This is a genomic window from Streptomyces sp. ActVer (genome assembly GCF_027270795.1).
GTDB lineage: Bacteria > Actinomycetota > Actinomycetes > Streptomycetales > Streptomycetaceae > Streptomyces > Streptomyces umbrinus_A.
In genome coordinates, this window is sequence record NZ_JAPWHT010000053.1 from 13,735 (window position 1) to 35,342 (window position 21,608).

At 69.4% G+C, this 21,608-nt stretch carries 21 protein-coding genes; 12 read left to right on the forward strand and 9 right to left on the reverse strand.

Annotation, left to right across the window (positions count from 1 at the left end):
* Positions 1–117 precede the first annotated feature (117 nt).
* The 5 genes from atpA to O3Q52_RS11860 all read left to right on the forward strand — a co-directional run bounded on the left by atpA (position 118) and on the right by O3Q52_RS11860 (position 5,245).
* Positions 118–1,710 (forward strand): F0F1 ATP synthase subunit alpha, encoded by a 1,593-nt coding sequence (atpA, locus tag O3Q52_RS11840; RefSeq protein ID WP_269648740.1) that lies wholly within the window; start codon positions 118–120, stop codon positions 1,708–1,710.
* 20 nt (positions 1,711–1,730) lie between these two features.
* On the forward strand, positions 1,731–2,648 hold the full coding sequence (locus O3Q52_RS11845) for a F0F1 ATP synthase subunit gamma (RefSeq protein ID WP_200395839.1): 918 nt from the start codon (positions 1,731–1,733) through the stop codon (positions 2,646–2,648).
* Entirely contained in the window at positions 2,649–4,085 is a 1,437-nt protein-coding gene (gene atpD / locus O3Q52_RS11850; RefSeq protein ID WP_143636207.1) for a F0F1 ATP synthase subunit beta, read from the forward strand.
* Between the two features lie 209 nt (positions 4,086–4,294).
* Positions 4,295–4,669: a F0F1 ATP synthase subunit epsilon gene (locus tag O3Q52_RS11855; protein WP_190232148.1), complete on the forward strand. Its 375-nt coding sequence runs from the start codon at positions 4,295–4,297 to the stop codon at positions 4,667–4,669.
* Between the two features lie 129 nt (positions 4,670–4,798).
* Positions 4,799–5,245 (forward strand): DUF2550 domain-containing protein, encoded by a 447-nt coding sequence (locus O3Q52_RS11860; protein ID WP_055614422.1) that lies wholly within the window; start codon positions 4,799–4,801, stop codon positions 5,243–5,245.
* Between the two features lie 97 nt (positions 5,246–5,342).
* On the opposite strand, the gene O3Q52_RS11865 is transcribed toward O3Q52_RS11860, so the two are convergent.
* The 3 genes from O3Q52_RS11865 to O3Q52_RS11875 all read right to left on the reverse strand — a co-directional run bounded on the left by O3Q52_RS11865 (position 5,343) and on the right by O3Q52_RS11875 (position 9,164).
* Positions 5,343–7,175: a glycoside hydrolase family 18 chitinase gene (locus O3Q52_RS11865; RefSeq protein WP_269648741.1), complete on the reverse strand. Its 1,833-nt coding sequence runs from the start codon at positions 7,173–7,175 to the stop codon at positions 5,343–5,345.
* Between the two features lie 151 nt (positions 7,176–7,326).
* Complete coding sequence (locus tag O3Q52_RS11870) at positions 7,327–7,968, reverse strand: response regulator transcription factor (RefSeq protein ID WP_269648742.1); 642 nt, start codon at positions 7,966–7,968, stop codon at positions 7,327–7,329.
* Positions 7,965–9,164 (reverse strand): sensor histidine kinase, encoded by a 1,200-nt coding sequence (locus O3Q52_RS11875; protein WP_269648743.1) that lies wholly within the window; start codon positions 9,162–9,164, stop codon positions 7,965–7,967. The genes O3Q52_RS11870 and O3Q52_RS11875 overlap by 4 nt, the downstream gene beginning before the upstream one ends.
* A 152-nt stretch (positions 9,165–9,316) precedes the next feature.
* On the opposite strand from O3Q52_RS11875, the gene O3Q52_RS11880 reads away from it, so the two are divergent.
* Complete coding sequence (locus O3Q52_RS11880) at positions 9,317–9,901, forward strand: hypothetical protein (RefSeq protein WP_269648744.1); 585 nt, start codon at positions 9,317–9,319, stop codon at positions 9,899–9,901.
* A gap of 171 nt (positions 9,902–10,072) precedes the next feature.
* Here the strand turns inward: O3Q52_RS11880 and O3Q52_RS11885 are convergent, their stop codons facing one another.
* Genes O3Q52_RS11885 through O3Q52_RS11895 form a run of 3 tightly spaced genes read right to left on the reverse strand, consistent with a single transcriptional unit; the run spans position 10,073 to position 12,211 of the window.
* Complete coding sequence (locus tag O3Q52_RS11885) at positions 10,073–10,645, reverse strand: cob(I)yrinic acid a,c-diamide adenosyltransferase (protein WP_269648745.1); 573 nt, start codon at positions 10,643–10,645, stop codon at positions 10,073–10,075.
* A 13-nt stretch (positions 10,646–10,658) separates the two neighbouring features.
* Complete coding sequence (locus O3Q52_RS11890; protein WP_269648755.1) at positions 10,659–11,408, reverse strand: ABC transporter permease; 750 nt, start codon at positions 11,406–11,408, stop codon at positions 10,659–10,661.
* Between the two features lie 20 nt (positions 11,409–11,428).
* Positions 11,429–12,211 carry an ABC transporter ATP-binding protein gene (locus tag O3Q52_RS11895; RefSeq protein ID WP_269648746.1) on the reverse strand — a complete coding sequence of 261 codons (783 nt, stop codon included), beginning with the start codon at positions 12,209–12,211 and terminating at the stop codon, positions 11,429–11,431.
* A 90-nt stretch (positions 12,212–12,301) separates the two neighbouring features.
* On the opposite strand from O3Q52_RS11895, the gene O3Q52_RS11900 reads away from it, so the two are divergent.
* From O3Q52_RS11900 to O3Q52_RS11915, 4 genes are all read left to right on the forward strand, one after another.
* On the forward strand, positions 12,302–12,943 hold the full coding sequence (locus O3Q52_RS11900) for a TetR/AcrR family transcriptional regulator (protein WP_269648747.1): 642 nt from the start codon (positions 12,302–12,304) through the stop codon (positions 12,941–12,943).
* A 166-nt stretch (positions 12,944–13,109) separates the two neighbouring features.
* Positions 13,110–13,958 carry a 3-hydroxyacyl-CoA dehydrogenase family protein gene (locus O3Q52_RS11905; protein WP_269648748.1) on the forward strand — a complete coding sequence of 283 codons (849 nt, stop codon included), beginning with the start codon at positions 13,110–13,112 and terminating at the stop codon, positions 13,956–13,958.
* Between the two features lie 165 nt (positions 13,959–14,123).
* Complete coding sequence (locus tag O3Q52_RS11910; protein WP_030672301.1) at positions 14,124–14,447, forward strand: STAS domain-containing protein; 324 nt, start codon at positions 14,124–14,126, stop codon at positions 14,445–14,447.
* Between the two features lie 329 nt (positions 14,448–14,776).
* Positions 14,777–17,266: an ATP-binding protein gene (locus tag O3Q52_RS11915; protein WP_269648749.1), complete on the forward strand. Its 2,490-nt coding sequence runs from the start codon at positions 14,777–14,779 to the stop codon at positions 17,264–17,266.
* A 120-nt stretch (positions 17,267–17,386) separates the two neighbouring features.
* Here O3Q52_RS11915 and nucS read toward each other — a convergent pair whose 3' ends face one another.
* A complete protein-coding gene (gene nucS / locus O3Q52_RS11920) occupies positions 17,387–18,058 on the reverse strand; it encodes an endonuclease NucS (protein ID WP_269648750.1) in 672 nt (223 codons plus the stop codon).
* 287 nt (positions 18,059–18,345) lie between these two features.
* On the opposite strand from nucS, the gene O3Q52_RS11925 reads away from it, so the two are divergent.
* Positions 18,346–18,738 (forward strand): SCO5389 family protein, encoded by a 393-nt coding sequence (locus tag O3Q52_RS11925; RefSeq protein WP_055617795.1) that lies wholly within the window; start codon positions 18,346–18,348, stop codon positions 18,736–18,738.
* Between the two features lie 299 nt (positions 18,739–19,037).
* Here the strand turns inward: O3Q52_RS11925 and O3Q52_RS11930 are convergent, their stop codons facing one another.
* On the reverse strand, positions 19,038–20,066 hold the full coding sequence (locus O3Q52_RS11930) for an LLM class flavin-dependent oxidoreductase (RefSeq protein ID WP_269648751.1): 1,029 nt from the start codon (positions 20,064–20,066) through the stop codon (positions 19,038–19,040).
* Between the two features lie 218 nt (positions 20,067–20,284).
* On the opposite strand from O3Q52_RS11930, the gene O3Q52_RS11935 reads away from it, so the two are divergent.
* On the forward strand, positions 20,285–20,626 hold the full coding sequence (locus O3Q52_RS11935) for an ATP/GTP-binding protein (RefSeq protein WP_269648752.1): 342 nt from the start codon (positions 20,285–20,287) through the stop codon (positions 20,624–20,626).
* 34 nt (positions 20,627–20,660) lie between these two features.
* Here O3Q52_RS11935 and O3Q52_RS11940 read toward each other — a convergent pair whose 3' ends face one another.
* Positions 20,661–21,485 (reverse strand): ABC transporter permease, encoded by an 825-nt coding sequence (locus O3Q52_RS11940; protein ID WP_269648756.1) that lies wholly within the window; start codon positions 21,483–21,485, stop codon positions 20,661–20,663.
* Positions 21,486–21,608 lie beyond the last annotated feature (123 nt).

Here is a 21,608-nt window from a genome sequence, read left to right on the forward strand (position 1 = left end):
CGTAAACAGTTACACGCGGTAATACGGCCCTGGTTGGGCCGTGCAGAGGATTCCTGGGGGCTGACCCCAGACCCCCCAAGAAAACTTCGGGCCCAACAAGGAGAGCAGGGAACCCAGATGGCGGAGCTCACGATCCGGCCGGAGGAGATCCGGGATGCGCTGGAGAACTTTGTCCAGTCGTACAAGCCGGACGCGGCCTCGCGCGAGGAGGTCGGTACGGTCACCCTTGCCGGCGACGGCATCGCGAAGGTCGAGGGCCTTCCCTCGGCCATGGCCAACGAACTGCTGAAGTTCGAGGACGGCACCCTCGGCCTCGCGCTCAACCTGGAAGAGCGCGAGATCGGCGCCATCGTCCTCGGTGAGTTCAGCGGCATCGAGGAGGGGCAGCCGGTCACCCGTACCGGCGAGGTCCTGTCCGTGGCCGTCGGCGAGGGCTACCTCGGCCGCGTTGTCGACCCGCTCGGCACCCCGATCGACGGTCTCGGCGAGATCGAGACGTCCGGCCGCCGCGCCCTCGAGCTGCAGGCCCCGGGCGTCATGGCCCGTAAGTCGGTGCACGAGCCGATGGAGACCGGCTACAAGGCCGTCGACGCGATGACCCCGATCGGCCGTGGCCAGCGTCAGCTGATCATCGGTGACCGCCAGACCGGCAAGACCGCCCTGGCCGTCGACACGATCATCAACCAGCGCGACAACTGGCGCACCGGCGACCCGAACAAGCAGGTCCGCTGCGTGTACGTCGCCATCGGCCAGAAGGGCTCGACCATCGCCTCCGTGCGTGGCGCCCTCGAAGAGGCCGGCGCGCTGGAGTACACGACCATCGTCGCCGCCCCGGCGTCCGACCCGGCCGGCTTCAAGTACCTTGCGCCGTACACCGGTTCGGCCATCGGCCAGCAGTGGATGTACGAGGGCAAGCACGTCCTCATCATCTTCGACGACCTCTCGAAGCAGGCCGACGCCTACCGCGCCGTGTCCCTGCTGCTCCGCCGTCCGCCGGGGCGCGAGGCCTACCCCGGTGACGTCTTCTACCTGCACTCCCGTCTGCTGGAGCGCTGCGCGAAGCTCTCCGACGAGATGGGCGCGGGCTCGATGACCGGTCTGCCGATCGTCGAGACGAAGGCCAACGACGTCTCGGCGTTCATCCCGACCAACGTCATCTCCATCACCGACGGCCAGTGCTTCCTGGAGTCGGACCTGTTCAACGCCGGTCAGCGCCCCGCGCTGAACGTCGGTATCTCCGTCTCCCGAGTCGGTGGCAGCGCGCAGCACAAGGCGATGCGCCAGGTGTCCGGCCGACTGCGCGTGGACCTCGCCCAGTTCCGTGAGCTGGAGGCGTTCGCCGCCTTCGGTTCCGACCTGGACGCCGCGTCGAAGTCGCAGCTGGAGCGCGGTCAGCGGATGGTCGAGCTGCTCAAGCAGGCTCAGTACCAGCCGATGGCCACCGAGGACCAGGTCGTCTCCATCTGGGCCGGCACCACCGGCAAGATGGACGAGGTGCCGGTGAACGACGTCCGCCGCTTCGAGAAGGAGCTCCTGGAGTACCTGCACCGCAAGGAGCAGGGCCTCATGACCTCCATCAAGGAGGGCGGCAAGATGTCGGACGACACCCTGCAGGCCATCGCCGACGCGATCGCGGACTTCAAGAAGCAGTTCGAGACGTCGGACGGCAAGCTGCTCGGCGAGGACACCCCTGCCGCTGCGGGCAAGTGACGACGGAAGGGACCTGACTCATGGGAGCCCAGCTCCGGGTCTACAAGCGTCGCATCAAATCCGTCACCGCGACCAAGAAGATCACCAAGGCGATGGAGATGATCGCCGCCTCGCGCGTCGTCAAGGCGCAGCGCAAGGTGGCGGCCTCCACGCCGTACGCGACCGAGCTCACCCGGGCGGTCACGGCGGTCGGCACGGGCTCGAACACCCAGCACCCGCTGACCACCGAGGCCGAGGCGCCGACGCGTTCCGCTGTGCTGCTCCTGTCGAGCGACCGCGGCCTCGCCGGCGCGTTCAACTCCAACGCCATCAAGGCGGCGGAGCAGCTGACCGCGCGTCTTGAGGCCGAGGGCAAGGAGGTCGACACGTACATCGTCGGCCGCCGCGGTCTGGCCCACTACAACTTCCGGGAGCGCAAGGTCTCGGAGTCGTGGTCGGGCTTCACCGACGAGCCCACGTACGCGGACGCCAAGAAGGTCGCCGTTCCGCTGATCGAGGCCATCGAGAAGGAGACGGCGGACGGCGGCGTGGACGAACTCCACATCGTCTACACCGAGTTCGTCTCGATGATGACGCAGACGGCGGTCGACAGCCGACTGCTGCCGCTCAGCCTCGAAGAGGTCGCGGAGGAGTCCACGTCCAAGGGCGAGATCCTTCCGCTGTACGACTTCGAGCCGTCGGCGGAGGACGTCCTCGACGCCCTTCTGCCCCGGTACGTCGAGAGCCGTATCTACAACGCGCTGCTCCAGTCGGCCGCCTCCAAGCACGCGGCCACCCGCCGCGCGATGAAGTCGGCGACCGACAACGCGGGAGACCTGATCACTTCACTCTCCCGACTTGCCAACGCGGCCCGCCAGGCCGAAATCACCCAGGAAATCAGCGAGATCGTCGGTGGCACCGCAGCCCTGGCCGACGCGACCGCGGGGAGTGACAGGTAAATGACGACGACAGTTGAGACGGCCGTTGCCACGGGCCGCGTCGCCCGGGTCATCGGCCCGGTCGTCGACGTGGAATTCCCCGTCGACGCCATGCCGGAGATCTACAACGCCCTTCACGTCGAGGTGGCCGACCCGGCCAACGCCGGCGAGAAGAAGATTCTGACCCTGGAGGTCGCCCAGCACCTGGGTGACGGCCTGGTCCGCACGATCTCGATGCAGCCCACCGACGGTCTGGTCCGCCAGGCCGCGGTGACCGACACGGGCTCGGGCATCAGCGTCCCGGTCGGTGACTTCACCAAGGGCAAGGTGTTCAACACCCTCGGCGAGGTCCTGAACACCGACGAGAAGTACGAGGGCGAGCGCTGGACCATCCACCGCAAGGCCCCCGCGTTCGACCAGCTTGAGTCGAAGACCGAGATGTTCGAGACGGGCCTGAAGGTCGTCGACCTTCTCACCCCGTACGTCAAGGGCGGCAAGATCGGTCTGTTCGGTGGTGCCGGTGTCGGCAAGACCGTGCTGATCCAGGAAATGATCATGCGTGTCGCCAACCTCCACGAGGGCGTCTCCGTCTTCGCGGGCGTCGGTGAGCGCACCCGTGAGGGCAACGACCTCATCGCGGAGATGGAAGAGAGCGGCGTTCTCGACAAGACCGCCCTTGTCTTCGGTCAGATGGACGAGCCCCCGGGCACCCGTCTGCGCGTGGCCCTCGCCGGTCTGACCATGGCGGAGTACTTCCGCGATGTGCAGAAGCAGGACGTGCTGTTCTTCATCGACAACATCTTCCGCTTCACCCAGGCCGGTTCCGAGGTCTCGACCCTGCTCGGCCGTATGCCCTCCGCGGTGGGTTACCAGCCGACCCTGGCCGACGAGATGGGCCTCCTCCAGGAGCGCATCACCTCGACGCGTGGTCACTCGATCACCTCGATGCAGGCGATCTACGTCCCCGCGGACGACCTGACCGACCCGGCCCCGGCCACCACGTTCGCCCACCTCGACGCGACGACGGTTCTCTCCCGTCCGATCTCCGAGAAGGGCATCTACCCGGCCGTGGACCCGCTGGACTCCACGTCCCGCATCCTGGACCCGCGGTACATCGCGCAGGACCACTACGACGCCGCCATGCGCGTCAAGACGATCCTGCAGAAGAACAAGGACCTCCAGGACATCATCGCGATCCTCGGTATCGACGAGCTCGGCGAGGAGGACAAGCTCGTCGTCCACCGTGCCCGTCGCGTGGAGCGCTTCCTGTCCCAGAACACCCACGCCGCCAAGCAGTTCACCGGCGTGGACGGTTCGGACGTTCCGCTGGAGGAGTCGATCGCGGCCTTCAACTCGATCTGCGACGGCGAGTACGACCACTTCCCGGAGCAGGCGTTCTTCATGTGCGGTGGCCTGGAGGACCTCAAGGCCAAGGCCAAGGAGCTCGGCGTCTCCTGAACCAGCGCTTCTGATCGAGCACTGCTTCACGAAGAGGGGCGGGTGCGTCCCGCCCCTCTTCGTACGCCCACGCAGCATCTCCCGGGGGCAACCCCCGGACCCCCGGCCGAGAGGCGGGGCGGGGCCCGGCACTTCCGTACTCGGCGCCCTACTAGACTTAGACCCAACACCCGGCGGCAAAAGCCGGGTGGTGACCCGAGGAGCCCACCTTGGCTGCTGAGCTGCACGTCGAGCTCGTCGCCGCGGACCGCAGTGTCTGGTCCGGCGAGGCCACCCTGGTCGTCGCGCGTACCGCGTCCGGCGACATCGGCGTCATGCCCGGCCACCAGCCGCTGCTCGGTGTGCTGGAGTCGGGCCCGGTGACCATCCGTACGAGTGATGGTGGAACTGTCGTCGCCGCGGTGCACGGCGGTTTCATCTCGTTCGCGGACAACAAGCTGTCGCTGCTGGCCGAGATCGCCGAGCTGTCGGACGAGATCGATGTCCAGCGTGCGGAGCGGGAGCTCGAGCGCGCGAAGGCGGAGGGCGATGCCTCCGCCGAGCGTCGCGCGGACGTCCGTCTGCGAGCGGCGTCGACGCACTGAAACCAGCGCGCGACGAGATGTGACTCAGCCGCGGCCAGGACCGGAGCTTGCTCCGGACCGGGTCGCGGCTGAGGCGATGCGGGTGCTTTTTTCCTTTCCGTTACCTAGGAGACGAGGAGGTCGGTGTCGATGGTCCTCGCTCTGACTGTGTGCGGGTTGGTAGTCGTGCTGGTGGCGGTGGCACTCTTCGTGTTCCATCTGCGCCGCCGACTGATCCAGCGCTCCGGCGGTACGTTCGACTGCAGCCTCCGCTGGGACGCTCCGGAGAAGAGCGACACCAGCGGCAAAGGCTGGGGTTACGGCATCGCCCGCTACAACGGCGACCGCATCGAGTGGTTCCGCATCTTCTCGTACGCTCCCCGCCCGCGCCGTGTCCTTGAGCGTTCGGCGATCGAGGTGGCCGGCCGCCGCACCCCGGACGGCGAGGAGGAGCTTGCGCTGCTCGCCGACCAGATCATCCTCGCCTGCGTCCATCGCGGTACGCGCCTTGAGCTGGCCATGAGCGAGGACGCGCTGACCGGGTTTCTCGCGTGGCTCGAAGCAGCCCCGCCCGGACAACGAGTGAACGTGGCGTAGCCACGTTCACTCGTTGGTTGGGGGTCCCCCCGGACGAAGTCTGGGGGAGCGTCAATGTCGCTTGATGTCTAGCTCTAGCTCTTGGTACTGACGGTGGCTAGTTCAGGCCGCCGTTGATCGCGCTCACCAGCTCTCCGTTGCTGGTGTCGCCGCTGAACTCCCAGAAGAACGCGCCGCCCAGGCCCTGGTTCTTGGCCCAGGTCATCTTCGAGCCGATGGTGGCCGGGGTGTCGTAGCTCCACCAGTTGTTGCCGCAGTAGGCGTAGGCCGTGCCGGCGATGGTGCCGGTGGCCGGGCAGGAGTTCTTGAGGACCTTGTAGTCCTCGATTCCCGCCTCGTACGTGCCGGGTGCCGCGCCGGTCGCCGAGCCGCCGGGAGTGGACTGCGTGACGCCGGTCCAGCCGCGGCCGTAGAACCCGATCCCGAGCAGCAGCTTCTTCGCGGGTACGCCCTTGGCCTTGAGCTTGGCGATCGCGTCGGCCGAGTTGAAGCCGGCCGCCGGGATGCCCGCGTACGAGGTCAGCGGCGAGTGCGGGGCGGTCGGACCGTCCGCGTCGAAGGCGCCGAAGTAGTCGTACGTCATCACGTTGTACCAGTCGAGCGACGCGGAGGCGCCGCCGTAGTCGGCCGCGTCGATCTTGCCGCCGGAGGAGCCGTCGGCGGTGATGGCCGCGGTGACCAGGTAGTTGGGGCCGAACTCGGTGCGCAGCGCCTGGCTGAGCGTCCTGAACGAGCTGAAGCCGGACGTGTCGCAGGTCAGGCCGCAGGCGTTCGGGTACTCCCAGTCGATGTCGATGCCGTCGAAGACGTCGGCCCAGCGCGGGTCCTCGACAACCGACTTGCAGGAGGCGGCGAACGCGGCCGGGTTGGCGGCGGCCTGCGTGAAGCCGCCGGAGTAGGTCCAGCCGCCGAAGGAGTACAGCACCTTGATGTGCGGGTACTTGGCCTTCAGTTGGCGGAGCTGGTTGAAGTTGCCGCGCAGCGGCTGGTCCCAGGTGTCGGCGGTGCCGCTGACGGACTGGTCGGCGGTGTACGCCTTGTCGTAGGCGGCGTAGGTGTCGTCGACGACGCACTTGCCGTCCTTGACGTTGCCGAACGCGTAGTTGATGTGCGTGATCTTCGACGCGGAGCCGGAGGTCACCAGGTTCTTGACGTTGTAGTTGCGGCCGTAGACGCCCCACTCGGTGAAGTAGCCGAGCTTGACCTTGTCGCCGGTGGGCGGGTCGGTGGTGCCGCCGGTGGTGCGCACGGCGACCGCTCCGCTCGCCGGACCGGTCTGGTCGGCGGTGTCACGGGCCTGGACGGTGTAGGAGTAGTCGGTGCCGGCGGTCAGACCGGTGTTCGTGTACGAGGTGGTCGTGACGGTGGCGACCTTCGCACCGTCGCGCAGGACGTCGTAGTTCTTGATGCCCTTGTCGTCGGTGGCCGCGCTCCAGGACAGCTTCACCGAGGTGTTGGTGATGTCGGAGGCCGTGGGGGTGCCGGGAGCCGAGGGGGCGGCGTCGCCTGGCACACTGCCGCCGTCACAACTTCCGCCGTTCAGCTTGCAGTTGGCGGGAGAGCCGGTGCCGGAGCCGTTGAAGCCGAAGGAGACGGAGGCGCCGGGGGCGAGGCCGCCGTTCCAGGACTTGTTCTTGGCGGTCCAGTGGGTGCCGGAGTTCGTGACGTCGGCGTCCCAGGCGGAGGTGACCGCGGTGCCCGAGGGGAAGTCCCACTCGACGTTCCAGGAACTGATGGCCGTGGTGCCGGTGTTCTTGACGGTCCACTTGCCTTCGAAGCCGGATCCCCAGTCCTGGGTCTTCGCGTAGGTGGCGGTCGCCGACGTGGCGGCGGAGGCGGGGCTCGCGAGCCCGACCAGGGCGGCGAACGGCAACAACAGGGTGGTGAGCCCTGCCACGGCTCTCTGTCCGAGTCTGTGTCTGAGGCGCATCCGCGTCTCCTATGGGGAGTTTGATGAGGTGCGCAGGACAATAGAAAGGTCTGGACCATAGGTCAATAGGTCCAGACCACTGCGGGGGTGTCGGGCGGCTACTTGTTACAAGCGCCGGCCGAAGTGCGCCGCCGCTCGCACCGGCCGCCCGCTACACGCCCAACTCCTGTGCCAGGACCGCCGCTTGGACCCGGCTGCGCAGTTCGAGCTTGCCCAGCAGGCGGCTGACGTGCGTCTTCACGGTCGCCTCCGCCATGTCGAGACGTACGCCGATCTCCGCGTTGGACAGGCCCTCGCCGAGGCAGGAGAGCACTTCGCGCTCCCGACGTGTGAGCGAGTCGAGTACGGACGGATCGGCCGACGGCTCACGTACGGGCTTCGCCGCGAACTCGGAGATCAGCCGGCGGGTCACCGCGGGCGCGATCAGGCCCTCGCCGCGCGCCACCGTCCTTACCGCGTCGAGGAGTTGGCGCGCCTCGGTGTTCTTCAGCAGGAAGCCCGCGGCGCCCGCGCGCAGCGCGCCGAAGACGTACTCGTCCAGGTCGAACGTGGTCAGTACGAGCACGTCGGCGAGGCGCTCGGCGACGACCTGGCGGGTGGCGGAAACGCCGTCGAGGCGGGGCATCTGAATGTCCATCAGGACGAGGTCGGGCCGCAGTTCCCGGGCCAGGGCCACCGCCTGCTCGCCGTCCGCGGCCTCGCCGACCACCTCGATGTCGGGGGCGCTGCGCAGGATGAGGACGAGACCGGCGCGTACGGCGGACTGGTCCTCGGCGACGAGCACACGGATCATTCGGTTTCTCCTTCGGAGATCGGGAGGGTGGCGCGTACGGTCCAGGCCTTGCCGTCGGCGGAGTCCGGGTCCCCGACCGGTCCCGCCTCGAACGTGCCGTGCAGCAGGGCGACCCGCTCGCGCATCCCTATCAGGCCGGCGCCCGAGCCGGGCGCGCGCGGGCCGTCGTCCCGGGCACCGCCGTACGGGCTGGTCACCCGGACGTCGAGGGAGTGGTCGCGCTGGGCGAGGGTGACGGTGACCCGGCCGGGGGAGGCGTGCTTGAGGGCGTTGGTCAGGCACTCCTGCACGATGCGGTAGGCGGCCAGCTCGACCGGGGCGGGGAGCGCGGTGTGCGTGCAGTCCAGGCCGACGTCGAGGCCGTTGGCGCGGGCCTGGTCCACCAGCGCGCCGAGTCCGTCGAGGGTGGGTGCGGCGACCGCCTCCGTGTCGCCGCTGCTGTCGCGCAGGATGCCTATGAGGCGGCGCATCTCGGCGAGCCCCTCGACACTGTTCTCGCGGATGACGCCGAGGGCCTGTTTCGAGGTGTCGGGGTCGTCGAGCGAGAGCGCGGCCGTGGAGTGGATGGCGATCGCGGAGAGGTGGTTGGCGACCATGTCGTGCAACTCCCGTGCCATACGCGCCCGTTCGGCGCTGACGGCCTGGCTGCGGTCCATCTCGGCGAGCAGGGCCGTCTGTTCGGCGCGGAGCCTTGCGGCTTCGGCGGCGTCGCGGTGGTTGCGGACGATCCAGCCGGTGGCGGCGGGCGCCAGCGCCACGACGCCGACGCCCACGCCGATCAGCAGGGCCTCCGGCTCACGCCAGATCGCCACGGGCGCGATCGTCCCGGCCACCGTGAGCAGCCCGGTGATCCACGGAATGCGCCGGGCGGAAGCGGGCGGCCCGTACAGCACCGCCGCGTACACCAGGTCGGTGAACATCACGATGGTGGCCAGGCTGCCTCGTGTGAACAGGTCCGCGATCACCGCGACCGTGCCGACGAGCAGGGCCGTGCGCGGCATGGTCCGGCGCAGCAGCTCGCAGCCCGTCATCACGACGAGCGGGATCAGCAGTGCCCGGCTGTCGGACCACAGGACGATCGGCTCGTCGGCCGGCCGGGTGCCCAGCCCGACCGCGTACAGGAAGAGCCCGCCGAGCAGTCCCGCGGCCGCGATGCGCACGTCGTCTCGGTGGGGGCGGGGGAGTCGTACGGCCATGGCTCCATCCAACACGGAGTGCTCGGCCGACGCCTGATCCCCGGGGACGGTCCTCGGCTACATCGAAGGATGCAGTGCCGTTTCGTCACTGGCGACGACGATCGGGGCTCGGGGCGACGGGAGCCTGGAAGGGTGACCGAGAGGAGCGAGTCGTGATCGTCACGCTGATCGTCCTGTGCGAGGTCGGCTTCTGGGTGCTGCTGGCCGCGGGCCTCGCCTTCCGCTATCTGTTCAAGATGCCCCGTACGGGGCTGGCCCTGCTGTTGTGCGAGCCGCTGCTGGAGGTCGTGCTGCTGGTCGTCACCGCGATGGACCTGAAGGACGGGGCGGAGCCGAGCTGGAAGCACGGGCTGGCCGCGCTGTACATCGGTTACACCGTGGGGCATGGCCACCGGACGGTGAAGTGGCTCGACGGGCATGCGGCTCATCTGTTCGGGGGTGCGGCTCGGCCCGTCGGGCCGCCGCGGTACGGGATGGCTCGGGCGCGGCACGAGGGCAGGGTGTGGGTGGGGTCCGTGGTCGCTGCGGGGGTTGCGACCGTGTTGTTGCAGGTCGCCATCTGGTACGTCGGGGATTCGGGGCGGACGGGGTCGTTGGAGAGCTGGCGGTATGTGGCCTGGCGGGCCGTGGGGATTCATGGGGTGATCGCGTTGACTTACCTGATCTGGCCCAAGAAGGCCCCTGCCGGGGTGGACGTGGATGAGGGGGAGGAGTCGCGGAGCCTCACCAAGAGGTGAGGCTCCGCCGGGGGGAGGGGTGGGGGATGGTGCGTTGGTAGCTGCGGGTGCGTCGTGGCTGGTCGCGCAGTTCCCCGCGCCCCTAAAAGCCAAAAGCCAAACGACTGCGCAGTTCCCCGCGCCCCTGAAGACCCAAAGACCAAGTGTGCTGCCCTGCTCCCGAACGCGTCCTCAGCGTTCGCCTCCCGGGACCCAGAGAACGTCCCCTGCCTCCTTGTTTGCCGTCCTTGCCAGGATGAAGAGCAGGTCCGACAGACGGTTCAGGTAGGTCGCCGTCAGGGGGTTCATTACCTCCTCGTGCACCTCCAGGGCCGCCCACGTCGAGCGCTCCGCCCTCCGGACCACCGTGCAGGCCTGGTGGAGCAGGGCCGCGCCCGGGGTGCCGCCGGGGAGGATGAAGGAGCGGAGCTTCTCCAGCTGTTCGTTGAAGTGGTCGCAGTCCGCCTCCAGCTTGTCGATGTAGAACTGCTCGACCCGCAGGGGAGGGAAATCGGGGTTCTCGGCGACCGGCGTGGAGAGGTCCGCGCCCACGTCGAAGAGGTCGTTCTGGACGCGGGTGAGGACCTTGACGATCTCCTCGTCGAGGTTGCCGAGGGCGATCGCCGTGCCGATGGCCGCGTTCGCCTCGTTGGCGTCGGCGTACGCCGAGATCCGCGGGTCGGTCTTGGTGACCCGGCTCATGTCGCCCAGGTTCGTCGTGCCCCGGTCGCCGGTCCTGGTGTAGATGCGCGTCAGATTGACCATGCAGCCAGCGTAGTTACGCCCCGGCCTTCCGGAACACTCGTGTGCCCACCGTCACGGCGAGTCCCGCGAAGCCGACGGCCACCAGGACTCCGTACGCCATGGAGGCGGTCGCGTACGAGCCGACGTACGCGTCCCGCATCGCGTCCACCAGATAGCGGAACGGCATGACGTGCGAGAGGGCGTCCAGCCAGCCGGGCGCCAGCGACATGGGGAGCATGAGGCCGGACAGGAGCATGGACGGCATGGTCAGCGCGTTGATCGTCGGGCCGAACGCGTGGGGCGTACTGGTCTTCATGGCCAGCGCGTACGACAGCGAGGCCAGCGAGACCGTCAGCAGAGCGACGAACGCGAAGCCGATCAGGATGCCTGCCAGCGGTGCGCGCAGGCCCATCACCAGGGCGGCCAGGACCAGCAGGACCGCCTGGAAGACGAAGACCGCCGTGTCGCGCAGCACCCGGCCGAGCAGGAGCGCGAGGCGGCTGACCGGGGTGACGCGCATCCGCTCCACGACCCCGTGGCTCTTCTCGACGATGATCATGAATCCGGCGAACGCGGCCCCGAACAGACCGAGTTGGAGCAGCAGTCCGGGTACCAGGACCTGCCAGGAACTCCCGCCGCCGCCCAGCGGCAGATCGGTGAGCAGCGGGCCGAAGAAGAGCAGGTACAGCAGCGGCATCAGTACGCCGAAGAGCATCGCGAACTTGGAACGCAGGGTCTGGCGGAGGTAGCGCCCGAAGATCAGCGCGGTGTCCTGGAGAAGCATGACGGTCACTTCCTGGAGGGTCAGACGGCTACGGGGGTGGAGTCCGCCGGCGCGGGGCCGCGGCCGGTGATGGCGAGGAACGCGTCCTGGAGCGTCGCGTCGGTCGACCCTCCGTGCTGGAGCTTGAGCGCGCTCGGCGTGCCCTCCGCCACCACGACGCCCTGGTCGACGACCACGAGCCGGTCCGCGAGCGCGTCCGCCTCGTCGAGGTAGTGGGTGGTGAGGAAGACGGTCGTGCCGTGGTCGTCGCGCAGTCGTCGGACCAGGTCCCAGAGGTCCGCCCTGCTCGCCGGGTCCAGGCCCGTGGTCGGCTCGTCGAGGAACAGCACCTTCGGGCGGTGGGTGAGGCCGAGCGCGATGTCGAGACGGCGACGCTGGCCGCCGGAGAGCGCCGACGTCTTCCGGTCGAGGAGATCGGTCAGGTCCAGGTCGCGCGCCAACTCCTCGGCGCGCTGCACCGCCTGATCCTTGGTCAGGCGGTAGAGCCGCCCCTGCGTGACCAGTTCCTCGCGTACGGAGATCCGGGGGTCGACCCCGCCCGACTGCGCCACGTATCCGCTCGCGAGGCGGACGCCCTCCGGGTCGGTGGCCAGGTCGTGGCCCGCGACGGTGGCGGCGCCGCCGGTCGGGGCCAGCAGGGTCGTGAGCATCCGGAGCGTGGTCGTCTTGCCCGCTCCGTTCGGGCCGAGGAAGCCGAGGATCTCGCCCGCCCCGACGGTGAGGTCGATGCCGCGGACCGCCTCGACGGGGCCGCGTTTGGTCTGGAAGGTCCGGGCGAGGCCGGCCGTGCTGATGATGGGCATGCGCCAAGAAAAACAGAGTGACTTAAATTTTGCAATGCCACCAAAATTTCAGAGAGTCCAGAAATCATTGGTCCGGCCTACGATGAAGTCATGGCAGAGGGGCTCAGGGAGCGGAAGAAGCGCGAGACCAGGCAGCGCATCTCGGACATCGCCACGGGACTGTTCCTGGAGCACGGCTTCGTGACGGTGACCATGGCCGAGGTCGCGGACGCGGCCGACGTCTCCGTGAACACCGTCTACAACTACTTCCCGGCCAAGGAGGACCTCTTCTTCGACCGCAGCCGGGGTGTCGTCGACCGGCTCTCGCGCTGGGTCCGCGGCCGCCGCGTCGGCGAGTCGGCCGCCGCCGCCGTCCTGCGCGAGCTGCGCGAGGAGGTCGAGGCGGTCTCGCCCCGGGTCGGACTGATGGAGGGGTACGACCGATTCATGCGGGTCATCCATGACGCGCCCGCCCTCCGGTCCCGCCTGTGGAGCCTTCAGCAGGAGGTCCACGACGACCTGGAGGCGGCGCTGCGCGAGGAGACGGGCGCCGGCCCGGACGATCCGACACCGGGTCTGATGGCCGGGCAGATCGGCTGGCTCCACCAGACGGTCATGAGCGAGATCAGCCGCGAGATGATGGCGTGCCGCGATCCGGCCGAGGTGTCCCGGGAAGTGCTGGCCCTCCTCGACGGCATGGAGGACCTTTTGAGCGAGAAGGTCCTCAACTACGCCGTACGGGCGGCGGAATGAGCCGCTCGGTGTGATGTCCGTCCTATGAGACGTGACGCGCGTTACTTACCGGTCACACAGCGCCTCACGGGCGCTAGGGTCCGCCGAAGAGGCAACTCAACAGCGTGTTACTCGGGGTTGTCTCGCGATGGTCAACGCCGGGAAAACGCAGCAGGGGAGTCGGACAGTGGCACGGAAGCTCGCCGTCATCGGGGCCGGACTCATGGGTTCAGGTATCGCCCAGGTCTCCGCACAGGCCGGCTGGGACGTCGTCCTGCGCGATGTCACCGACGAGGCGTTGACCCGTGGCACCGACGGCATCAAGGCCTCGTACGACAAGTTCGTGAGCAAGGGCAGGCTGGACGCCGACGCGGCCGGGGCGGCGCTGGGGCGCATCACCACGACGACCGATCTGGACGCGGTCGCCGACGCCGACATCGTCGTCGAGGCCGTCTTCGAGAAGCTGGAAGTCAAGCACGAGATCTTCCGTACGCTCGACAAGCTGGTGAAGGACGAGACCGTACTCGCCTCCAACACCTCCGCCATCCCGATCACCAAGATCGCGGCGGCCACCGAGCGCCCGGAGCGGGTCGTCGGCGTCCACTTCTTCTCGCCGGTCCCGATGATGCAGCTCTGCGAGCTCGTCCGCGGCTACAAGACGAGCGACGAAACACTCGCCACCGCACGGGAGTTCGCCGAGTCGGTCGGCAAGACCTGCATCGTCGTCAACCGTGACGTGGCCGGCTTCGTGACCACCCGGCTCATCTCGGCGCTCGTCGTCGAGGCGGCCAAGCTGTACGAGTCGGGCGTGGCGACCGCCGAGGACATCGACCTCGCCTGCAAGCTGGGCTTCGGTCACGCGATGGGTCCTCTCGCCACCGCCGACCTCACGGGTGTCGACATCCTTCTGCACGCGACCAGCAACATCTACACCGAGTCCCAGGACGAGAAGTTCGCCCCGCCGGAGCTGATGCGCCGGATGGTTGACGCCGGTGACATCGGCCGTAAGAGCGGGCAAGGCTTCTACACGTACTGATACACGTACTGACTCTGCGGTGATCTTCGACCGGTCACTCCTCGGAGTGAATTCGGTATCGGTTCGCTTACAGAGGGCAACTTCTGCCCCGGTACGGCAGTCAGTCCTGGCAACACAGGACACGACGAAGACGCAGCGTACGAAACGCACTCTCGGGGAGCGCATATGTACATCAGGGGCGACCACGCCGAGCTGGTCGTCGGGGGCCGCCTCGACGTCCGCAGCGCGGCGGACGCCCGTACGGTCCTGCACTCGGCAGTCGACGACGGCGTCGGCGACCTGGTGCTCGACCTGTCAGAGCTGGACTCCTGGGACGCCACCGGGCTCGGTGTCATCATGGGGGCCCACCGGCGGGCGGGGCGGTGCGGCCGGAGGCTTGTGCTGCGCGGCGTCCCGCCGCAGATGCAGCGACTGCTGGTGGCCACCCGGCTCCACCGGATCCTGGCGATCGAGGGCGGCATCGGCGTCGAGTCGCTGCCCCGGGTGTGACCCCGCGCAGCTCCCGGACGTGACCCCCCGCCGCCCCTGGATGTGAGCCGGCGCCGCTCCTGGATGTGACTCGGCGTCACTGTCGCAAACGGCGAAGATCGGGTAGGAAGCGATCGTACGAAACGTATGTCGCGAACAATCCTCACGAAGCTGTGACGTCTCGGACGGCGCGGTACCCCGTGTGTTCGTAGATACTGTGCGAAGGTTTAGGGTTCGGCTGCCCGCGTCTTGACGAACCCGTGAGCGGGCACCGGACCAGAAGCGACAGCGCAGTGTGCAGCAAGGCCGGGAGGGGCTCGGCACACCACGCTTTTGGGGGGCTTGGACCTATGGACCCGATGAACCGGGGACCCGAAGAGTACGGACACGACGACGACGGCTCGGCGCCACGACAGCGCCCGCCGCGCGATCCTCTGACGTCCGACTTCGGTCAGCACACGCCAGCACTGGCCCGCACCGTCCAACTCGTGTCGGGCGACCATCTGCTCACCGTCAATCCCGTCGACGGCAGCGAGATCGAGCTCTGCCCACCGGGCGAGCGACCGCCGCGGCCCACGAAGTACAGCGCCGCCGACCGGGCCGAGCTGGCCCGCTCGACACGACCTCCCGTACCACCCGGGGCCTCGCTGCCCAGACTGCCGCTCCTGGAGCGGCAGGAGGAGCGTGAGCGGCTTGTACGCCTGCTCGCGCGCGGGCGCTCCGTGCGGCTCACCGGACCCTCGGGCTCGGGCCGCACCGTGCTCCTGGACGCCGTCGCCGACGACTGCGCGGACCTCGCCCCGGACGGCGTGGTGCGCCTCAGCGGCCACCGCCGTACCCCGGACGATCTCCTGCACGACCTCTTCGCCGCCGTCTTCAACGCTCCGCTGCACCGGCCGGAGCGGGAGGAACTGCTCGCACTCGTCCACGAGATCGGCGCGGTCGTCGTCCTGGACGACGTGGAGTTCGGCGCCGGCGCGCTCGACGAACTGCTCGACGCGACCCCCGAGTGCGCCTTCCTGGTCTCCGCGACACCGGACGTTCCCGCGCCGTCGACCGACTCGCTCCTCGAAGAGGTCTTCCTCGGCGGCCTCGGCCGAGGCGGCGGTCTCGAACTGCTGGAGCGCGCCGTCGGCCGCGTCCTGACCGAGGACGAGGCGAACTGGGCGGGCGACCTCTGGTTCGAGTCCGAGGGGCTGCCGCTGCGCTTCGTGCAGGCCGGTGCGCTGCTGCGGCAGCGCGACCAGCTCCGCGCCGACCCGAACGCCTTCGACGAGTTCGGCTACTACGAGGACGCGCCCGTGGACGCGCCCTTCGACGCCGAGGACGGCCACGACGTACCGCTGCCGTCGCTCGCCGAAGGCGCCGCGCCGGCCGCGCACCTCGCGACCCGGCTCAGCGAGTCGGCGCGCGCCACGCTGCGCTTCGCCGTCGCGCTGGGCGGCGGGGTGCCGCACCAGGCGCATCTGCCCGCCCTGGTGGGGGACACGCACGCGGACGCCGCGCTCGCCGAGCTCGTCGGCTGCGCGCTCGTCACACCGGTCGGCTCGCACTACCGGCTCGCGGCCGGCGTACAGACCCAGCTGGAGGCCGTCGGGTACGCGTCCGACGCCGAGGAGAAGGCGCGCGCCGCCGCCGAGCACTACGCCTGGTGGGCGGGGCATCCGTCGGTCACCCCGGAGCGGGTCGTCGCCGAGGCGGACGCCGTGCTCGCCGCGCTCACCGCCCTGGCGCCCCTCACGGAACCGCCGGCCGAGGACGAGGAGAGCGCCACCGCGGTACGGCTGGCACGCACGGCCGCGCCCGCGTTCGCCGCGGGGCTGCACTGGAGTGCCTGGGAGCGTGCGCTGCGCTCGGGCGCCGAGGCGGCCCGGCTCTCCGGCGAGGTCTCGGATCAGGCCTATTTCCACCACGAGCTGGGCATCCTCGCGGTCTGCGGCGGGCAGTTCGACCGGGCCCGCGCCGAACTGGAGGCGTCCATCGGGCTGCGCGGCGCCCTCGCCGAGAAGCGCGGCACCGTCGCCGGCCGCCGCGCACTGGCACTGGTCGCGGACCGCACCGGCACCACACCGCCGGCCGGTATCGGTGCGACGGCGGGCGAGGAGGTGCCCGACGCGCGGTACGAGGAGTCGGCGTCGCCGCCCGGTGGAGTACCGGCAGGGTTCACGCCCGTCCCGTCGCTCCAGCCGCCGGGCGAGCCCGCGACGGTCATCAGCCGCAGCGGTTCCGCCTCCGCGGCGAAGCCGGGCCGCGTCAAGGGTCTGGTCAACGGCACCCGGCGCAACCTCGCGGCCGCGGGCGCGGGCGCGCTCCTGGCCGCCGTGCTCGGCACGGTGGTGACGCTCGGCGCGACGTCCAACCCCGACGACAACATCCCGTCGGAGCGGGTCGGCCCCAACCCGTCGGCCAGCGCCGGCGACGAGGGCGACGGGCTCGGCGCGGACCGGCCGCAGAAGGACAGCGGCAACGCGGACTCGACGAGCCGTCCCACCGACCCGGGCGACGACGGGATCATCGGGACCTCGGACGACCCGGCGCCGTCTTCGAGCACGGAGCCCTCGGAAGATCCGACCGGGACGAAGGACCCGAGCACGAACAGGCCCACGACGAAGCCGCCGACCTCGACCAAGCCGCCGACTTCACCGAAGCCGCCGACTTCGCCGAAGCCGACACCCACGCCGACTCCGACTCCGACACCGACCGAGCCGACCGGTGAGCCGAGCGAGACTCCGCCGACCACGCCGGAGACCTCCGACTCGGCCAGCGGCCCGGCCTCCAGCCCGGCCGAGAGCAGCAGTGCCGCGAGCAGCCCGGCGGACGGCGGCTCGCCGACGATCTGACACCCGGGGTACGACACCCGCGTACGGCACCACCGCATGACAGTGGGCCGGGTCCTGTGTGGAGGACCCGGCCCACTGTCATGCCGTACGAACATGTCGTACGGAAGAACCTCGTGGCCGTCAGAACAGCCGCAGCTTGTCGTCCTCGATGCCGCGCAGCGCGTTGTAGTCGAGGACGGCGCAGCCGATGCCCCGGTCGGTGGCGAGGACGCGGGCCTGGGGCTTGATCTCCTGGGCTGCGAAGATGCCGCGGACCGGCGCGAGGTGCGGGTCGCGATTCAACAGCTCCAGATAGCGCGTGAGTTGCTCAACGCCGTCGATCTCGCCGCGCCGCTTGATCTCCACGGCGACGGTCTGGCCGGCGCTGTCACGGCACAGGATGTCGACCGGGCCGATGGCCGTCATGTACTCGCGGCGGATCAGCGAGTAGCCCTCGCCGAGGGTGTCGATGCGGTCGGCGAGGAGCTCCTGGAGGTGCGCCTCCACGCCGTCCTTGATCAGGCCGGGGTCCACACCGAGTTCGTGCGAGGAGTCGTGGAGGACCTCCTCCATCGTGATGATGAGCTTCTCGCCCGCCTTGTTGATGACGGTCCAGACACCCTCGTCGTCCCCCGAACCCTCCTTCAGCGTGCAGGGCGGCGACATCCAGTTGAGGGGCTTGTAGGCCCTGTCGTCCGCATGGATCGAGACACTGCCGTCGGCCTTCACAAGGATCAGGCGGGGGGCCGACGGGAGATGGGCGGTGAGCCGGCCCGCGTAGTCAACGGAGCAGCGGGCAATGACGAGACGCATGGTCCGCAACGCTACTCGACCGGCACGGGTCGGCGCGATCCGCCCATGAGTCCGCTCGACCGGAGACTTTCCTGTCGCCCCTGTTTCCCCGGATAAGCCCTGTTCGAAAGTGGCCGGTTGTGAGCAGGTTGAGTCTCCCCCGGTTTCTCAATGTCCTGGTGCGGCCACGAACAGTTGCCTACCGTATAAACGGGAGGTCGCGACGCGTGTACTCAGCGTGTTCGGCGTCGCGGTCTCCTTCCCTGTCCGTCAACCCCCTCTGCCGAGGGGGTGCGAGAGGAGAACCCATGTCGCTGGACGTCTCACCGGCCCTACTCGAAAAGGCCGAGCGAGGTGAGGTCGACGAAGCGGAATTCGTCGACTGCGTCCGGATTTCCCTGCCTTACGCATGGGAGATGATCAGCTCCCTGGTGGCTCAGCTGAAGGTGGACGGCGGCAACTTCGCCGACAACCAGACGCCTCCGCCGGACGAGCAGGCGCGCGGCCAGCTGCTGCGTGCGCTCGCGAGTGACGCGATACGCGGTGCGCTGCAGCGGCACTTCGGGGTGCGCCTGGCCTTCCAGAACTGCCACCGCGTGGCGGTGTTCCCGCTGGACGGCTCGGTGGACGACACCTTGACCCGCTTCACCTCGGTGCGCAGCCAGCTGCTGAACCAGTCGCCGGAGTTCCGGGACTGCTGAGGCGGTGATGCTGCACGGCTTGCCGCTCCGTACGCGGGAGGTGCTTTTGTACTGGGGCGGCAAGCTCCCTGCGGCGCACACCGGTTGGGCCCGGGCAGGGGTCTGTTCCGGTCGGATACGGGCCCGTTGCGACCGAACGCGGCCCATCACCGGTAGGCGTACGCCAGTTCGGCCCGGACGAAATCGGGCCCGGCCCGGACGCCCTCCGGTTCGGCCCGGACGTACCCCGGTTCGGCCCGGACGCATCCCGGCTCGGCCGGGACGCGGTTTCCTTCGGCCCGGCCCGGGCTGGGCCCCGCTCACCGCAGCCGCGGCAGCACCTCGTCCCCCAGCCGCCGTACGTTCTCCTCGGTCGCCGCCAGGTCGCCCGAGCCCTCCACCAGAAGCGCGAAGCGCGTGATCCCCGTGCGCTCGGAGGTCGCCGCGAGGCGGTCGGCGCACAGGCGGGGCGTGCCCACCGGGTGCAGACCGCAGAGCAGTTCGGTGTACGCCAACGGGTCCCGCATCGAGCGGGCCCTGCCGTCCACGGTCACATGGGCGTCGAGACCCTGCTTCAGCCAGCCCGGCATGGCCTTCAGGAGCATCTCGGCCGCGTCCGTGCGCCGGTCCGCGACCTGGGCGATGCCGGCCGAGACATGGGACGCGTCCGCGATCGCCTCGGGCGAGTACCCCGCGTCCCGCGCGCACGTACGCCACAGCGTGACCATCTCCGCCTTCTCCTCGTCCCCGACATGCATCCCCAGAAGCATCGGCAGCCCGCGCTCGGCGGCCAGCCGGACACTCGCCGGTGAGGTGCAGGCGACGACGACCTCGGGGCTCTCACCGCCCGTCAGGGCCTCCGACGGCCTTGGCACGACGGGGACTTCACGGAAACCGAAGCGCTCAGAACCGCCCGCGACGGACGGCTCACGCAGCCACCGCACCAGCAGATCGAGTGATTCCGGGAACCCCTTCTCGTACGCGTCCAGGCCCGTCCCGAAGACCTCCAGGTCCACCCACGGTCCGCCGCGCCCCAGCCCGAGCGAGAAGCGCCCGCCGGACGTCACGTGCAGCAGCGCGGCCTGCTCGCCGAGCGCCACGGGGTGCACGGTGGGCAGCACGCTGACCGCCGTGCCGACCCGGATCCGACGGGTGCGGCCGAGCAGTAACGCCGCGAGGGTGATGGCCGACGGGCACGTCCCGTACGGCACGAAGTGGTGCTCGGCCAGCCATACGGCGTCGAGCCCTGCCTCCTCGGCGACCTCGGCGGACCGCACCGCGCGGTGCAGTGCCTCCCCCTGGCCCTGGCCCGGGAACTGGGCCGCCAGTACAAAACTTCCTACGCGCATCGCACTCCTGCCTCCTTGTGCCGACGCGGCTCCCCCACCTCGCATAACCGTCTGACACGTGCCAAGGACACGGCTTGGCGGGGAGATTGGCGGATTGTCTGCAGAATGAGCCGGCCGTGCGGGGGATCTGTGGGGGTTGGTGACGTACGCGTACCCCTGGGTGCTCCGCGTAGGCTGGACACAGCCCGTGCTCCCTGTATAGCTCCGTGAGGTGTCCTGTGTCCCCGCGTCGCAACCGTCCCAAGGGTGCCGGTGACTCCGGCCGGAGCCAGTCCCCGGACGGATCGGACCCGTCCGACCGATATGGCGGTTGGCAGTCGACGGAGAGCTGGCAGGGCGACGCGTGGAGCGTGCGGCACGTGGCGGGCGCGAGTGCCCAGGGCAAGACGTACCGCTGCCCCGGCTGCGACCAGCAGATTCCCTCCGGCGTCCCGCACGTGGTGGCCTGGCCCGAGCACTCCGGCGTGGACGAGCGGCGGCACTGGCACAAGGCGTGCTGGAACGCGAAGGACCGCCGCACCACACGGGTGCAGCGGTCCCGGAACGCCCCGAGGTTCTAGACCTTCGAACGATTTTGCGTACGTTTCCTACGCCCTAGACATCCCGCTTCTCCAGCAGCGCATAGGCCCCGGCGATCGCAGCCGCGGTCAGGCCCACGAGGAGGAGGAGCTGGGAACTGCCGTTCCCGTTGTCGGCGTCGAGCTGGAAGATCCGGGCGAGCGCGTTCGGAGCGTTGTACTCCATCATCTTCTCGCCGATCGTCCGCATGCTCTCGGACATCAGCAGGAACGCGGGCAGGATCGCGGGCACCAGCACCACACCGAGCATCGTGGTGATCGCGCCGGCGGAGTGCCGCAGCATCGAGCCCACGGCGAGCGCGAGGACGCCGAGCAGCGACACGTACAGCGCGCCCATCAGGACGGTGCCGCCCCACTCGTTGTCCGACGATCCGCCGTGCATGCCCGACGTGATCAGGCCGACCACGCCGATGGAGAGGGCCGACACGACGAACGCGACGACGAAGAAGATCATCAGCTTGGCGGTGAGCACCCGGTAGCGCTGGGGCGACGCCGTGAACGTCGTACGGATCATGCCCGTGCCGTACTCCGACGAGACCACCAGCACGCCCAGCGTGATCAGGCAGATCTGGCCGAGGATCAGGCCGAAGAAGGCGGGGACCGTGTACGGGACGTCCGTGAAGTCCTCGTCGGTGGTCTGGGCGGCGACCAGGAAGCCGATGCCGACGACCAGCAGCACGAAGACACCGAGCGTCCACATCGTGGAGCGCACCGACTTGATCTTCGTCCACTCGGAGGTGAGCGCGTGACCGAGGTGCGTACGCGTGATCGGAATCGGCGAGGTGTACGAAGTCCCGGGCGCGCCCTGCCAGTTGGGGGCAGGGGCGGCCTGCTGCTGCATCTGGTGCTGGGGCGTGCTCATCGGGCGTCCTCGGGCTTGGTCAGGTCGGGCGCGGCGGAGGAGGGCTGCGCGGGGGCGGGCGCGGGCGTGGCGCCGGCGGGCTGGGTGTACGGGTTGGGCTCT